Genomic DNA, 13,354 nt, shown 5'->3' on the forward strand with positions numbered 1-13,354 from the left:
TTGATAACAATGAAATCAAAAAATACGTTAACATTACTCACTTTAGCCGCCGCTTCTCTTCTGACTGCTTGCGGAAGCGGCGGCGGCAAAGCCCCCGAAACCATGCCTGCACCTGCTCCTAAGCTGGAACAGGATAAAGCACCGGAAAAAGGCAAAGAGCAAGGCGACGAAAAAGTGCCTGAAGTTGCTCCTCCCGCTTCCCAAGCTCCTGAGAGAAAGCCTGAAGCACCGAAACGGGATAATAAACCGAAGCAGCCTGAAGTGAGAAAAACAGACGCAGAAGTTTTCGACAAACTCAGGTTGGAATCCGTAGGAAGCGGTGTGGTTTTGGATAACCTTTTCCATCTGGTATTGAAGGAAGGAACCCGCAAAATAGACCTAGGGATTGTGTCGCCGCATGATTTTATCGGTACCCCAAAAGTGGAAACATTGAGAGACTTGGACGGTACGTTGGTCGGCTACTATGGTTACGCCCGTGTCAGCGAGCAGAAAAAAGACGAAGCGAGGCCAGATGGTGAAAAAATTTATGCTGCCGACCGCCACTTCTTTCTCCAGTCTTCCGATTCTTCCCAGTTGAGGCTCCCAGTCAGTTTGGGTAATGTAACTTACAAAGGTAAGATGTTTTATCAATACAACAACGATCCCAACCGTGCGGCGGAGGCTGATGTATCTGCAACATATTTCGGCCAAAGTAAAAGATTGAGCATGACTATATCCGGTCAAGAAGGGCAATGGAGGCTGCAGGATAGTCCAGCCGTATCAAGTCCTGAGACAGCTTCGGTGCATGCAAACGGTTTGGTGGCAGGATACCTGGCTTTTAAGGGGAATGAAGAGGCTAAATTCAAGCCAAACGGTACATTTACTGGAGGCTTTTATGGTAAAAACGGCAGTGTACTGACCGGCCAGGCGCAATTTAACGATAAAGACAAAGGCTGGAAAGGTGTAATCGGTGCTACCGCCGCGCCTGCGAAATAAGCCGGCTTTAATGCTTGATTAAATTATATTGGCTTAACATGTCGTCTGAAACATTTGAACTGTTCCCCAAATCTTGGACAAACATAAAAGCCTTTTCAGGCGGTCTTTTCGAGTTGGGTTCTGTATGCCACAGGACTCAGCTTTTTCAATTTCAAACTGCATCTCTCATTGCTGTAATACCATATATAGTCATCTATCGTCTGCATCAGCTCCTTTATCGAAAGTTTGCTTTCCTGATAAAAGCATTCCGTCTTCAGTATCGCAAAGAAGCTTTCCATCGGTGCATTGTCCCAACAATTGCCCTTACGCAGCATGCTTTGCACTATTCCGTGTTCCGCCAACGTGCAGCGGCAGGCTTCCGTACGGTACGGCACGCCCTGATCAGAATGCAGCAACACTTTATCTGCCTTTGTCAGCTTACCGACTGCATCATTCAGCATCCTTTCCACCATCTCGCTGTTCGGGCGGAGGCTCATCGAATAGGCTACGATTTTCCGGTTAAATACATTCAATATCGGCGACAGATACAGTTTGTCATTGCTGCACTTGAATTCGGTGGCATCAGTCAGCCATTTCTCATTCGGTTTTTCTGCCTCAAAGCGGCGGTTCAGAATATTAGCCGATGTTTCGCCCATTGCCGGATGGCGGTAGGCTTTTTTCGGACGTACTTTGGCTTTCAATTGCAGTAGTTTCATCAAACGCGCAACCCTTTTCTTGTTCCACGACAATGCTGCGGCAATCCGCCGGTATCCGTAACGCACTTTATGGCAGGCATAAACTTCGGCAACGGCGACTTTATCCTGTGCATCGGGATCGGGGCGGCCGTGGTGGTAATAAAAGCTGCTTTTGAGCAGGGAGGTGCTGTGCAGCAGGTATTTGAGCTGATGTTTTGCCTTCAGTGCTTGGACGGTTTCGCTTTTTGGCGGCCGTTTCTTTGTGCCTGAGGGCTTTTGATTCCTTTAGGTAGCCGTTCTCCGCCCGCATATAGTGCAATTCTTCGATTAGCTCTGCCTGTGTTTTTTCGTGGTCGGGTTTGTCGACGATAAAGGGGTTTTGCGTTTGACGGTCATGTTTGCCTGCGGATGTTCGAGTGCGCGGATGCCGCCTTGGTTGTATGCGGCTATCCAACGGCGTAAGTGGGTACGGGAGAGGTTAAATTGATTGCCGTATAACAAGGCAAGATGTCGATAGTGAGGCCGTCTGAAAACACTTTTCAGACGGCCTCGGTATTTGTGGTTGCAATATTAGACCGTTTCTCCATATAGGTTTAAAATTAAATTGTCGGAATGCTTTAATTTTAATAAGGAGTATTGCCATGAATGCTTTTCACAAAGCTCTAACCTTGTCTGCCGTTTTTTTGTTGGTATCGTGTGCGGTAACACCGGAACAGCGTGCCGCGCGTGAAGTGGCTCAGAAAAAATATGAGCAGCAGTTGCAGGTTGCATTGGCAGCACAATGCGATAAGGAAACGGCTTCTTTGATGGAGCAGCAATTCAATCCGCCGGTAAAACAAAGTGAAAAAGAACGGAAAGAGTTCCGCTTGCGTTATGTCGATAAAGTGGCGGATCCGGTGTTTCAGGCTTGCTATAAATTGGCTTGGCAAAACTATATTTCCCAGCAGCGGTTACAGCGGATATATGATTATTATGATGATTGGGATGGATTTTATTTCCCATACCGCCGGCCGTTTTGTCGTTATTGCTGGTAACGGCGGCAAGCCTTTTCAGACGGCCTCAAGCATTAGCCAGAGTTCAGTTGCGGAGTGTGCAGCCGTATTTTGAACGGCATTTATATAATGATTTTGTTCCGCAATAAAAAAACAGCCTTAGATAACGAATCTAAGGCTGTTTTTATTGCAGGTAATTAGCGCAATTCGGTATGCAGGCGGCTCAACCATGTGGATGCGTCTTTGCCTTGGTATGCGCTACCGTCTTTGTTCAGCAAGCGCAGGCGGGTACCGTTGGCGATGGGCTCCACGTACACGATCAGTTCGGGTGCGGCTGTGGCAGACGCTTGGTTTTTACCTTTGCCGAAAATACGTTTGAGGAGACTCGGTTTCTTAGTTGAGACGGCCTCTCCTTCTTGAGGAGCCGGTTGCACCAAGAAAGCATGACGTTGGGTGTTTTGACCGATTACGGTGAGGCCGATGCGGTCAAGAGCCAGTGCGGTGCGTCGCCAGTTGCGGTCGTAATCGCCGCGCAACACAACGCTGTTGCCTTCCAGTTTGGCCAAATCGCTGCCGCTGCGGGTGGCGGCAACGCTTTTACCCAAGGCGCTTTCGGCTTGTTTGGCATCTACGCCCAAATATTGCATGAAGCGTGCCAAGAAAGCGGCTTCCAGATTGGGGTCGTTCGGGCGCGGCTGCCACAGAGTGGTGTCTTTGTTTTTATCGCCGTACACTTCTTTCATGCCTTTATGGGCGAAGAATACGTCGGTTGTGCCGCTTTTGCCTTGTTCGATGCGGATAATGAACTTATCGCGCTCGCTGGTGGAGTAAACACCACCGAGGCCGACTTTTTCAAACAGGCGGCGCAGGCTGTCTTGCGGGATTTTGGCGCGGTTTTCTGCCCACTCGGTTTCCATTTGACCGATAGCGGGCTCTTCGGATTTGATATCAAAGCCGTTCTCTTGCCAGAACACTTTCAAAAGCGGCCAGATTTCGGCGGGCTCTTTTCCTTCGACCACCAGCCAGCGTTGGCTGCCGTCGCGCTCCAAACGCACGCCTTTTACGCTTTGCAATACGGCTTGGTTGGCAGGTTGCTGCACCGCTTTGTTGCGGTTCAGATCGCTGGCGCGCACGGCACCGCTGCCTGCGGGAATCTGATAACGGTTGCCTTGATCCGGATTGGTTAGATCGGGCGGTACTTCAAGGTTGACTACTTTCCGGTTTTTGGTTTGGTAGTCCAACCGGGGTTGTTCTTTGTTGCTGGAGCAAGCGGCAAGGCCGATCAGGGTAACGGCTAATACTACCGGTTTCATACGGTTCATATTGTGATTCCTGTGGTTAAATCAGTTTGGCATTTTTCAATGCGTTGCGTACTTTGGCTTGGCCGTCTGAAGAAAGTTCAATAATCGGCAGCCTTGCGTGGGCATTACATTTGCCTAATTCGGAAGCGGCCCATTTGGGTGCGGCGGGGCTGGGCTCGCAGAACATAACGTCGTAAACGGGCACGAGCCGCTTGTTTAGGGCCCGTGCGGCCTCGGTATCGCCGGCCAATGATGCATGGCACATTTCGGCAAATTCTTTGGGCGCAACGTTGGCAGCCACGCTGATCACACCGTGGCCACCGCAAAGCATGAAAGGCATGGAAGTGGGGTCGTCGCCGGAATAAACGGCAAAGCCTTCGGGAGCTTGGTTGATGAGTGCGATTTCGCGGGCGATGTCGCCGCTGGCTTCTTTAACGCCGACGATATTGGGAATTTCCGCCAGACGCAAAATGGTTTCATTGCTCATGTTGACTACGGTGCGGCCGGGCACGTTGTAGAGAATCATGGGAATGCTTGCGGCTTCGGCAATGGCTTTGAAGTGCCGGTAAATGCCTTCTTGGGAGGGCTTGTTGTAGTAGGGAACGACGGACAAAGTGTAGTCCGCGCCCAAACGTTCGGCGGCTTTGGAAAGCTCGATGGCTTCGATGGTGTTGTTGGCACCGGCACCGGCGATCACGGGAATGCGTTTGTTGACGTGTTTGACTGTGGCTTCGATAACGGCCAGATGTTCTTGTACGAGAAGAGTGGCGCTTTCGCCTGTGGTGCCGACTGCGACGATTGCGTCGGTGCCGCTGTCGATATGCCAGTCGATAAGGGTTCTGAGGTGGTCAAAATTTACGCTGCCGTCTTGATTCATGGGAGTGATCAGAGCGACGATGCTGCCTTTTAACATGGTAAAACCTTTATTTCTCGAAGTATTGGAAAAATCGCTGTGATTGTAGCTTAATTTTGCGGGCTGTGTGCAATATTGCCGCCGGACGGCCTGCAAAGGTTTGCAAAGGTAAAAGGCCGTCTGAAAAGCCTTTTAAACCTTGTCGCGGGCTGCCGTATTTTTACCCGTTATATTATAAAGACATAAATTTAAAGGGGCTTTGGCGTGCTCAGGCCGTCTGAAAATTGAAGCATCGGGGTAAATTGTTTACAATTCCGCTCTTACATTTTTTAGCTTTTTGTTACATCTGTAAGGAAGGATTTAATCGCTATGGCTGCTCCGATTCATAAAACGGCAGATAAACCCGATTTGGTTTACCGTTTAGAAGACAAACCGCCGTTTGCCAATGCGCTGCTGAGTGCGATCACACACTTGCTGGCGATTTTCGTGCCGATGATTACGCCGGCGCTGATTGTGGGCGGTGCGCTCAAACTGCCGCCCGAAATGACGGCTTATTTGGTGTCGATGGCGATGGTGGCTTCGGGCATTGGTACCTATTTGCAGGTAAACCGTTTCGGGCCGATCGGTTCGGGCTTGCTGTCGATTCAGTCGGTTAACTTTTCGTTTGTCGGCGTGATGATTTCGCTCGGTTTGGGTATGAAAGAGCAGGGGTTGGACGAGCACGCCATGGTTTCGGCGCTGCTGGGCGTGGCGTTTGTCGGCGCGTTTTTGGTGGCCGGTTCCGCTTGGCTGCTGCCTTATCTGAAAAAAGTGATTACGCCGACCGTGAGCGGCGTGGTGGTGATGATGATCGGCCTGAGTTTGATCAGTGTGGCGATTACCGAATTCGGCGGCGGGTTCGCAGCTTTGGGCAACGGCACGTTCGGCTCGTGGCAGAATATTGCTCTGGCAGCGTTTGTATTGCTGGTGGTGCTGTTTTTCAATGCCTTGAAAAATCCGCTGCTGCGCATGAGCGGTATCGCGGTGGGCATGATTGCGGGCTATATTGTGGCTCTGTTTTTGGGCATGGTGGATTTTTCGGTGCTGGAAGATTTGCCGGTAATCACTGTGCCGGTGCCGTTTAAATACGGTTTTGATTTCCAGTGGGTGCCGTTTCTGGTGGCCGGCTTGGTGTATTTGCTGAGTATTTTTGAGGCGGTGGGCGATTTGACTGCTACGGCGATGGTGTCCGGCGAGCCTTATGAAGGCGACGAATTCCAACAGCGTTTGCGTGGCGGGGTGTTGGCCGACGGTTTGGTGTCGGTGATTGCCACTGCGCTCGGTTCGCTGCCGTTGACGACGTTTGCGCAAAACAACGGTGTGATTCAAATGACCGGCGTGGCTTCGCGCCATGTGGGTAAATATATCGCCGCGATTTTGGTGCTGCTCGGTTTGTTTCCGATTGTCGGACGTGCCTTTACCACCATTCCCAGCCCGGTAATCGGCGGCGCGATGGTATTGATGTTCGGCCTGATTGCGATTGCAGGCGTGCGCATCATTATGACTAACGGTATCAACCGCCGCGAAGCCGTGATTGCGGCAACGTCTATCGGCTTGGGTTTGGGCGTGAGTTTCAAGCCGGAAGTGTTTGCGTTGCTGCCGGTTAAAGAGCTGTTCCAAAACCCGATCTGTATGGGCGGCGTGGCGGCATTGGTAATGAATCTGGTGATGCCGCGCGATACGGGTGCGAAAGTCTATTTGAGCGACGAGTTGGAGAGCTAACCGTTCGTTGTTTGATTTGAAGCGTAAACAGGCCGTCTGAAACTTTTCAGACGGCCTGTTGCGTATGGCGGCGCTCGGATTAATCGTCGTAGTCGATGCGTTTGGAGTAAACCTTTCCGGTTCTTGCATCCACTTTCAATTCATATTTTCTGCCTTTGGAGAGGATGTCCACATCGTAATGCGGGCGGCGGGAGTCGAGCTCGGAATCGACATCAATCACCCGGCCTTTCACTTTGGCTTTGGCTGCGGCAACAGCCTGTCGGGAGGATATGTATTTGGTTGCAAAAGCCGGTGCGGAGATTGCAAGCACCAGAGCGGCGGCAGGGATGGCCATCAGTAGTTTTTTCATGGCGGTTTCCTTTTGGTGGGAGCAGTGCTTGTTATTCTAATGCTGGAAAATTAGTGCCGAATTAGGGGTGTTTTAAAGATATTGCTTTGAAAATTTTGCAGTTATAGGGCTTGCGGCGGATTATTTTGGTTCGTAATCCGGAATCACGGAAAGCACTTTGCTGTGCTGTGCGTCTACCAGCACTTCGTAGCTGCGTTTGTTGCCGGTAATGTTGATTTCGTAGTAGCTGCGGCCGTACGAGCGGGTTAGATTGATGTCGGTAATATGGCCTTTCACCACGCTTTTGGCGGCTGCCGCCGCTTGTCGGGGCGTATTCGATTTGGCAGAAGGCGCGGCATCCGCCGTAACAAGCAGCGCGGCGGCAGTAAGGGTAACGGTGGAAAAAATCTTTTGCGGCAGGTGCATACGATCCTCGTTCATGGAGATATGGGCGGGGCGTGTTCTGAAGCGGTATTTATCGATTTATAAATAAGGCACAATCAGGCCGTCTGAAAGCAGCACCGGAGAAGCAGCGTTTTCCTTTTGTTTATTATCGGTTTAGGGCTTAACTATACCAGTTATGCAGAGCCGTTGCATTCGTCTTGAGGGGATTAAATTTCAGACGGCCTCTTGAGGAATGCAGTAAAATACCTGCTTTGAAGTTTTCAGACGGCCTTATTGAGATATGAGTACCGATGCACCGCAATCTCCTCCGATAAACTACATCACCCCCGCAGGCTGGCAGGCTTTGAAAGACGAGCTGTACAGCCTTGTCAACAAAGAGCGTCCAGAAATTGTCCAGATTGTTAACTGGGCGGCAAGCAACGGCGACCGCAGCGAAAACGGCGACTATCTTTACGGTAAACGCCGTATGCGCGAAATCGACCGCCGCATCCGTTTTCTAACCAAGCGTTTGGAAGCCGCGCAAGTGGTTGATCCCGAGCAGCGCGAAGCAACAGATCAGGTTTTTTTCGGCGCGACGGTTGAGCTGTTGCGCGGCGACGGCAGCGAGCAGACGGTCAGAATCGTGGGTGTCGACGAGATTGACACCGCCCAAAACAAAATTTCATGGATTTCACCGCTGGCCCGCTGCCTGATTAAAGCGCACGAGGGAGACGAAGTTGTGCTGCACGGGCCGGAAGGTAAAGAAGTGATTGAAATTTTGTCGGTGGAATATGTGAAGATCGACTAAGGATATGATGTTCCGAAGTCGTATCAGGCCGTCTGAAACCGGCCGTAAAAAAATAATGACAACAAATCGATATGAGTAATACCTTGATATGGCAGGATAAACTGCCGGAACACAATTTGCCGGCCGGTGCAGACGGCATTATGCAGGCGCAATCGCTTACCGTGGCTTTACGCGGTTTGGGGCATGCTTTTTCCGTGCGCTTGCTGTATTTGGGCGGTAGCGGTTTTGACGACTTGTTTTCAGACGGCCTCGATAGAAACGAAGCATCAGAGTGGTTCGCCCGCGACGTATTGCTGTGTTTGGACGATACGCCGGTAGTGTGGGCACGCAGTTTGTGTGCGGCATCAGCTTCCGAATGGCGCGGGCTGCTCGACTGCGGCACCCGCCCGCTGGGGGAACGCTTGTTTGACGGTTCGCTGCCTTTGGTGCGCTCCCCGTTTGAATATGCCGTCTTAAAAGATACCTGCGTTTTAAGCGGATTTGACGGCAAGGCGGTGCTGGCGCGACGTTCGCTGTTTGATTGGCATGGTGAAAAACTGGGATTGGCGGAATGTTTCCTGCCTGCCTTGAAAAGTTTTGTTTAACGGTGTGATTGTTGTAATCGATTGGATTATAATTCGCACGGTTTTGAAGCCGTTTGGGAACAGACGGCTTTTTTGCTGCAAATCATCTAATAAATATAGTTAATATTACGCATGAATGTGAAACGTTTACTCTTAAAATTTTTACCGCGTTACGTGGTTGGCAGGCTGGTCATTTACAGCAAGCTGATGCGGGTGGAAAAACCCATCGGCACGTTGCTGCTGCTGTGGCCTACGCTGTGGGCTTTATGGATTGCTTCGGAAGGTGTGCCCGATTTTGTGGTGCTGCTGGCTTTTGCCGTCGGCACGTTTCTGATGCGCAGTGCAGGTTGTGTGGTAAATGACTTTGCCGACCGCGGTTTCGACGGCGCAGTAGAACGCACCAAAGCCCGGCCGTTCGCCCGCGGTTTGGTTTCTGCCGAAGAAGCTATTTTGCTGGCCTTGATTCTCTGTTTGCTGGCGGCATTGTGCCTGCTGCCGCTCAACCGCCTTACTTGGCTGATGAGTTTGCCGGCGTTGTTTTTGGCGGTAACTTATCCTTTTACCAAGCGTTTTTTCCCGTTGCCGCAGTTTTATTTGGGGTTGGCTTTCTCGTTCGGCATTCCGATGGCGTTTGCCGCCGTTACCGAAACCGTGCCGCCGCTGGCATGGCTGCTGTTTACCGCCAATGTGCTGTGGACGCTGGCTTATGACACCATTTATGCGATGGCCGATAAGGAAGACGACTTAAAAATCGGCATCCGCACCTCAGCCATTACTTTCGGCGACAATGATATTTCCGCCGTGATGCTGTGCCATTTCTGGTTCACCATGCTGATGGTGATACTGGGCTTCCAAATCGGCGCAACATGGCCTTATTGGATGGCGCTGCCGTTGACGGTTTATTGGCAATATCAACAATATCGCGAAATACAAAGCCGCGATCGTTGGGCATGTTTCCGCACTTTCCTTGAAAACAACCGCATCGGTATGGTGTGGTTTTTAGGCTTGGCAGGGCACTATATCTGGATGGCTGTGCAGGCCGTCTGAAAACAAACGGCATAAAAAGAAAAGGCCGTCTGAAAACAGCATTTCAGACGGCCTTGATATTTTATTTGATGTAACTGTTTGAATTTCTAAAGAATAAATAAGAGATTGGCAGTGGTGCGGAGTGTAAAACAACCCTGAAAGATTTGAGATTTGGTGGAACAGTAGGTACAATCACAGCCTGTTTTGCCTAGTGTGAAGAGAATTATATGAGCCTGATCAGCGAAATCTTGCCTTTATCCCATATTGCGCTGGATTTGGAAGTCAGCAGTAAAAAACGTGTATTCGAGCAGGCCGGCCTGCTGTTGGAAAACGAAGCAGGATTGGCACGCGCCGATGTTTTTGATTGCCTGTTTGCCCGCGAAAAACTCGGCACGACCGGTTTAGGGCAGGGTGTAGCGATTCCGCACGGCCGTCATGCTTCCGTGAAAAAAGCCGTGGGTGCGTTTATCCGTACCAAAGAGCCGGTGGCTTTCGACGCGCCGGACGGCAAACCCGTTTCCCTGATTTTCGTATTGCTGGTGCCGGAAAACGCTACCGGCGAGCATTTGGAAGTGCTGTCGAAACTGGCCGGCAGGTTTTCTCAAAAATCGGTGCGCGAGGCTTTAATGACGGCCGCCACTCCGGAAGAAGTGCAGAGCCTACTCAACGCCGAGTAACCAACCATGCCGAGTATTTCTGTCCGCCGCCTGTACCAAGACAACCAGCACAAGCTGCAACTGGCGTGGGCGGCAGGTACGGCGGGAGCCGATAACCGTATCGGCGTAGAGGCCGACAAGCCCGTTTTGGCGCTGGTCGGCCATTTGAATTTTATTCACCCCAATCAAGTGCAGGTATTGGGCGTGGCGGAAGTCGAGTATCTGACCCGTTTGGAGCAAGACGAAACGGCAGCCGGCTTCGGCCAGCTTTTCGATTTTTCAATGTCGCTGGTTATCGTGGCCAACAGCCTGCCGGTGCCGTCGATACTGCGCGATTATTGCCACACCAATAATGTGCCGCTGTTAACGTCGAAATTGGAAAGCCCTTATCTGATGGATGTTTTGCGGATTTATCTGCAACGCGTATTGGCCGTTTCCACCGTAAAGCACGGCGTATTTCTCGATGTGTTTGAGATCGGTGTATTGATTACCGGCCAGTCGGGCTTGGGTAAAAGCGAGCTGGCTTTAGAACTGATTTCGCGCGGGCACAGCCTGATTGCTGACGATGCGGTCGAACTCTACCGCACCGGCCCCGAAACCCTCGACGGCCGCTGCCCGCCGATGCTGAGGGATTTTCTCGAAGTGCGCGGATTGGGCGTGCTCAATATCCGCCATATTTTCGGCGAAACTTCCATCCGCCCCAAAAAAATCCTGCAACTTATCATCAATCTGGTGGCGGCAGACGATGATTATATGAAACAGCTTGATCGTTTGAGCATACGCACGGAAACCGAGTCTATCTTGAATGTCAACATCCGTTCCGTTACCTTGCCGGTGGCAGTAGGGCGCAACCTTGCCGTGTTGGTGGAAGTGGCGGTGCGCAATTACATTTTGCAGTTGCGCGGCAAAGACAGCACGCGGGAATTTCTCGAGCGCCATCAAACCATGTTGAAAGAAAACGAATCCGATCATGAAAATAGTGCTGATTAGCGGCCTTTCCGGTTCGGGCAAATCGGTTGCCCTCAAGCTGCTGGAAGACTTGGGCTATTATTGCGTCGACAACCTGCCGATGAAGCTGCTGCCAGGCCTGATCCAATATCATCTCGACAACAGCGAAGTAACCCAGCTCGGCATCAGTGTCGACATCCGTTCGCGTATCGACATCAACGAGGCCGAAGAGCAAATCAAACTCCTGCGCAAACAAGGCTACGATGTAGAAGTATTGTTTTTAGAAGCCGACGAAGCCGTGCTGATACGCCGTTTTTCCGAAACGCGCCGCAGTCATCCCCTGTCCGGCCAAACGCTTACCTTGCTCGAAAGCCTGCAACAAGAGCGGGTGTGGCTTTCCCCGTTGCGCGAGTTGGCCTATTGCATCGACACCTCGAAAATGAACGCCCAGCAACTCCGTTACAGCGTGCAGCAATGGCTGAAACAAGAGCGCAAAGGCTTGCTGGTGATTTTGGAATCGTTCGGCTTCAAATACGGCGTGCCGACCAACGTCGATTTCCTGTTTGATATGCGCAGCCTGCCCAATCCTTATTACGATACCGAACTGCGCCCGTTCAACGGCCTCGACAAACCGATTCAGAACTACTTGAACCAACAGCCCGCCGTGCGGGAAATGATCAACGACATCGGCAATTTCATGAACCGCTGGCTGCCGCAGATGCAGGTGGAAAGCCGCAGCTACGTTACCATCGGCATTGGCTGCACCGGCGGGCAACACCGTTCCGTATATGTTGTCGAGCAGTTGGCAGAGCGGTTGAAAGGACATTACGAACTGCTCGTGCGCCACCGTCAGTTGTCCGTACTGGCAGAGCGTTAACTTCTTTTTCAGACGGCCTCTTGCATCAGAGGCCGTCTGAAAGCTTAAAGCAAAACAATATGCTATAATTGCCGCATTCAATCAGGCAGCCTTTGTCGGGCTGCCTGATTACGTTATCCGGCCGATTACGGGCAATAAACCAACCCGAAATAAAGCAGCACTATTTTCAGACGGCCTCCCCCCAAAACAAATACCCATAGCAAACCCATTTGCTATCCATATCGATAAAAGAGCAAAACATTATGGCAATCCAATGGTTCCCCGGGCACATGAACAAGGCAAAAAAAGCCATCGCCGAGCGCATCAAAAGCGTCGATATGGTGATTGAAATGCTCGATGCCCGCCTGCCCGCCTCCAGCGAAAACCCCCTGCTGGCACAACTTTCACGCGGCAAACCCAAACTCAAAATCCTCAACAAACAAGACCTTGCCGACCCCGAACGCACCGCCGTTTGGCTTGATTACTACAACAGCCGGCCCGACACCCAAGCCATCGCCCTCGACTCTTCCGAACAAGGCGCAACCGCCAAAATCACCCGCGCCTGCCGCAACATGATGCCCAACCGCGGCGGCATAGACAAACCCCTACGCGTACTCATCTGCGGCATACCCAACGTCGGCAAATCCACCCTGATAAACGGCATGATCGGCAAAAAATCCGCCAAAACCGGCAACGAACCCGGCATCACCAAAGCCGAACAACGCCTGTTTCTCGCCGACGACTTCTGGCTCTACGACACCCCCGGCATGCTGTGGCCGAAAATCATCGTAGAAGAAAGCGGCTACAACCTCGCCGCCAGCGGTGCCGTAGGCCGCAACGCACTCGACGAAGAAGAAGTTGCCCTCGAACTGCTCGACTACCTGCGCCGCCACTACCTGCCCCTGTTGCAGGCACGTTACCAAGCCGACAAAGACCCCAGCAGCCATTGGAACGACACCGACTGGCTCGAATGGATCGCCAAAAAACGCGGAGCCGTATTAAGCGGCGGCCGCATCAACTACCAAAAAGCCGCTGAAAATACCCTCACCGACTTCCGAGACGGCCAAATCGGCAGAATCACACTCGAAACGCCGAACCAATGGGAAACATGGCTCAAAAAAGCCAAACAGAAAGAAGCCGAATTGAAAGCCGCCCGCGAAGCCAGAAAAGCCGAGCGTAAAGGACAAAGGCCGTCTGAAAAAGATTGAAACAGTAGGGCGGGTATCCCT

Annotated in this window: 16 protein-coding genes; 10 read left to right on the plus strand and 6 right to left on the minus strand. The window is 51.6% G+C overall.

Going from position 1 to position 13,354, the window contains the following annotated elements; genetic code table 11:
- Positions 1-9: 9 nt before the first annotated feature.
- Positions 10-975, plus strand: coding sequence for a hypothetical protein (locus Q0X97_RS07190; RefSeq protein ID WP_302067063.1), 966 nt, complete (start codon positions 10-12; stop codon positions 973-975).
- A 95-nt stretch (positions 976-1,070) separates the two neighbouring features.
- On the opposite strand, the gene Q0X97_RS07195 is transcribed toward Q0X97_RS07190, so the two are convergent.
- Positions 1,071-1,874, minus strand: a complete 804-nt coding sequence (locus tag Q0X97_RS07195; protein ID WP_367881754.1) for an IS3 family transposase — start codon at positions 1,872-1,874, stop codon at positions 1,071-1,073.
- A 102-nt stretch (positions 1,875-1,976) separates the two neighbouring features.
- Entirely contained in the window at positions 1,977-2,150 is a 174-nt protein-coding gene (locus Q0X97_RS07200; protein ID WP_302067064.1) for a helix-turn-helix domain-containing protein, read from the minus strand.
- 140 nt (positions 2,151-2,290) lie between these two features.
- On the opposite strand from Q0X97_RS07200, the gene Q0X97_RS07205 reads away from it, so the two are divergent.
- Positions 2,291-2,683: a hypothetical protein gene (locus Q0X97_RS07205; RefSeq protein WP_302067065.1), complete on the plus strand. Its 393-nt coding sequence runs from the start codon at positions 2,291-2,293 to the stop codon at positions 2,681-2,683.
- 155 nt (positions 2,684-2,838) lie between these two features.
- Here the strand turns inward: Q0X97_RS07205 and bamC are convergent, their stop codons facing one another.
- Positions 2,839-3,963 carry an outer membrane protein assembly factor BamC gene (gene bamC / locus Q0X97_RS07210; protein ID WP_302067066.1) on the minus strand — a complete coding sequence of 375 codons (1,125 nt, stop codon included), beginning with the start codon at positions 3,961-3,963 and terminating at the stop codon, positions 2,839-2,841.
- A 16-nt stretch (positions 3,964-3,979) separates the two neighbouring features.
- Positions 3,980-4,855: a 4-hydroxy-tetrahydrodipicolinate synthase gene (gene dapA, locus Q0X97_RS07215; RefSeq protein ID WP_302067067.1), complete on the minus strand. Its 876-nt coding sequence runs from the start codon at positions 4,853-4,855 to the stop codon at positions 3,980-3,982.
- Positions 4,856-5,164: 309 nt separating this feature from the next.
- Between dapA and Q0X97_RS07220 the strand changes: the two genes are divergently transcribed.
- Positions 5,165-6,556 (plus strand): nucleobase:cation symporter-2 family protein, encoded by a 1,392-nt coding sequence (locus Q0X97_RS07220; RefSeq protein WP_302067068.1) that lies wholly within the window; start codon positions 5,165-5,167, stop codon positions 6,554-6,556.
- A gap of 79 nt (positions 6,557-6,635) precedes the next feature.
- Here the strand turns inward: Q0X97_RS07220 and Q0X97_RS07225 are convergent, their stop codons facing one another.
- Entirely contained in the window at positions 6,636-6,905 is a 270-nt protein-coding gene (locus Q0X97_RS07225; RefSeq protein ID WP_302067069.1) for a PepSY domain-containing protein, read from the minus strand.
- 120 nt (positions 6,906-7,025) lie between these two features.
- Positions 7,026-7,310, minus strand: a complete 285-nt coding sequence (locus Q0X97_RS07230) for a PepSY domain-containing protein (protein ID WP_302067070.1) — start codon at positions 7,308-7,310, stop codon at positions 7,026-7,028.
- A 259-nt stretch (positions 7,311-7,569) separates the two neighbouring features.
- On the opposite strand from Q0X97_RS07230, the gene greB reads away from it, so the two are divergent.
- The 7 genes from greB (at position 7,570) to ylqF (ending at position 13,333) form a co-directional block, all read left to right on the plus strand.
- Complete coding sequence (greB, locus tag Q0X97_RS07235; RefSeq protein ID WP_302067071.1) at positions 7,570-8,076, plus strand: transcription elongation factor GreB; 507 nt, start codon at positions 7,570-7,572, stop codon at positions 8,074-8,076.
- Between the two features lie 71 nt (positions 8,077-8,147).
- On the plus strand, positions 8,148-8,660 hold the full coding sequence (locus tag Q0X97_RS07240; RefSeq protein WP_302067072.1) for a chorismate lyase: 513 nt from the start codon (positions 8,148-8,150) through the stop codon (positions 8,658-8,660).
- Positions 8,661-8,771: 111 nt separating this feature from the next.
- Entirely contained in the window at positions 8,772-9,686 is a 915-nt protein-coding gene (ubiA, locus tag Q0X97_RS07245) for a 4-hydroxybenzoate octaprenyltransferase (protein ID WP_302067073.1), read from the plus strand.
- Between the two features lie 206 nt (positions 9,687-9,892).
- Positions 9,893-10,342, plus strand: coding sequence for a PTS IIA-like nitrogen regulatory protein PtsN (gene ptsN / locus Q0X97_RS07250; protein ID WP_302067074.1), 450 nt, complete (start codon positions 9,893-9,895; stop codon positions 10,340-10,342).
- A gap of 6 nt (positions 10,343-10,348) precedes the next feature.
- A complete protein-coding gene (gene hprK / locus Q0X97_RS07255) occupies positions 10,349-11,311 on the plus strand; it encodes an HPr(Ser) kinase/phosphatase (RefSeq protein WP_302067075.1) in 963 nt (320 codons plus the stop codon).
- A complete protein-coding gene (rapZ, locus tag Q0X97_RS07260; protein WP_302067076.1) occupies positions 11,292-12,146 on the plus strand; it encodes an RNase adapter RapZ in 855 nt (284 codons plus the stop codon). The genes hprK and rapZ overlap by 20 nt, the downstream gene beginning before the upstream one ends.
- Positions 12,147-12,388: 242 nt before the next feature.
- The gene (ylqF, locus tag Q0X97_RS07265; RefSeq protein WP_302067077.1) at positions 12,389-13,333 is read left to right on the plus strand and encodes a ribosome biogenesis GTPase YlqF; all 945 of its coding nucleotides are present in this window, start codon (positions 12,389-12,391) and stop codon (positions 13,331-13,333) included.
- Positions 13,334-13,354 lie beyond the last annotated feature (21 nt).

It is taken from the genome of Neisseria sp. MVDL19-042950, assembly GCF_030504625.1.
In the GTDB taxonomy this organism is placed as follows: domain Bacteria; phylum Pseudomonadota; class Gammaproteobacteria; order Burkholderiales; family Neisseriaceae; genus Neisseria.

Excerpts from the sequence above, each read along its gene's own strand:
- Q0X97_RS07190 (WP_302067063.1), top strand. The coding sequence starts at position 10 with ATGAAATCAAAAAATACGTTAACATTACTCACTTTAGCCGCCGCTTCT.
- Q0X97_RS07205 (WP_302067065.1), top strand. The coding sequence starts at position 2,291 with ATGAATGCTTTTCACAAAGCTCTAACCTTGTCTGCCGTTTTTTTGTTG.
- bamC (WP_302067066.1), bottom strand. The coding sequence starts at position 3,963 with ATGAACCGTATGAAACCGGTAGTATTAGCCGTTACCCTGATCGGCCTT.
- dapA (WP_302067067.1), bottom strand. The coding sequence starts at position 4,855 with ATGTTAAAAGGCAGCATCGTCGCTCTGATCACTCCCATGAATCAAGAC.
- Q0X97_RS07220 (WP_302067068.1), top strand. The coding sequence starts at position 5,165 with ATGGCTGCTCCGATTCATAAAACGGCAGATAAACCCGATTTGGTTTAC.
- Q0X97_RS07225 (WP_302067069.1), bottom strand. The coding sequence starts at position 6,905 with ATGAAAAAACTACTGATGGCCATCCCTGCCGCCGCTCTGGTGCTTGCA.
- Q0X97_RS07230 (WP_302067070.1), bottom strand. The coding sequence starts at position 7,310 with ATGCACCTGCCGCAAAAGATTTTTTCCACCGTTACCCTTACTGCCGCC.
- greB (WP_302067071.1), top strand. The coding sequence starts at position 7,570 with ATGAGTACCGATGCACCGCAATCTCCTCCGATAAACTACATCACCCCC.
- Q0X97_RS07240 (WP_302067072.1), top strand. The coding sequence starts at position 8,148 with ATGAGTAATACCTTGATATGGCAGGATAAACTGCCGGAACACAATTTG.
- ubiA (WP_302067073.1), top strand. The coding sequence starts at position 8,772 with ATGAATGTGAAACGTTTACTCTTAAAATTTTTACCGCGTTACGTGGTT.
- ptsN (WP_302067074.1), top strand. The coding sequence starts at position 9,893 with ATGAGCCTGATCAGCGAAATCTTGCCTTTATCCCATATTGCGCTGGAT.
- hprK (WP_302067075.1), top strand. The coding sequence starts at position 10,349 with ATGCCGAGTATTTCTGTCCGCCGCCTGTACCAAGACAACCAGCACAAG.
- rapZ (WP_302067076.1), top strand. The coding sequence starts at position 11,292 with ATGAAAATAGTGCTGATTAGCGGCCTTTCCGGTTCGGGCAAATCGGTT.
- ylqF (WP_302067077.1), top strand. The coding sequence starts at position 12,389 with ATGGCAATCCAATGGTTCCCCGGGCACATGAACAAGGCAAAAAAAGCC.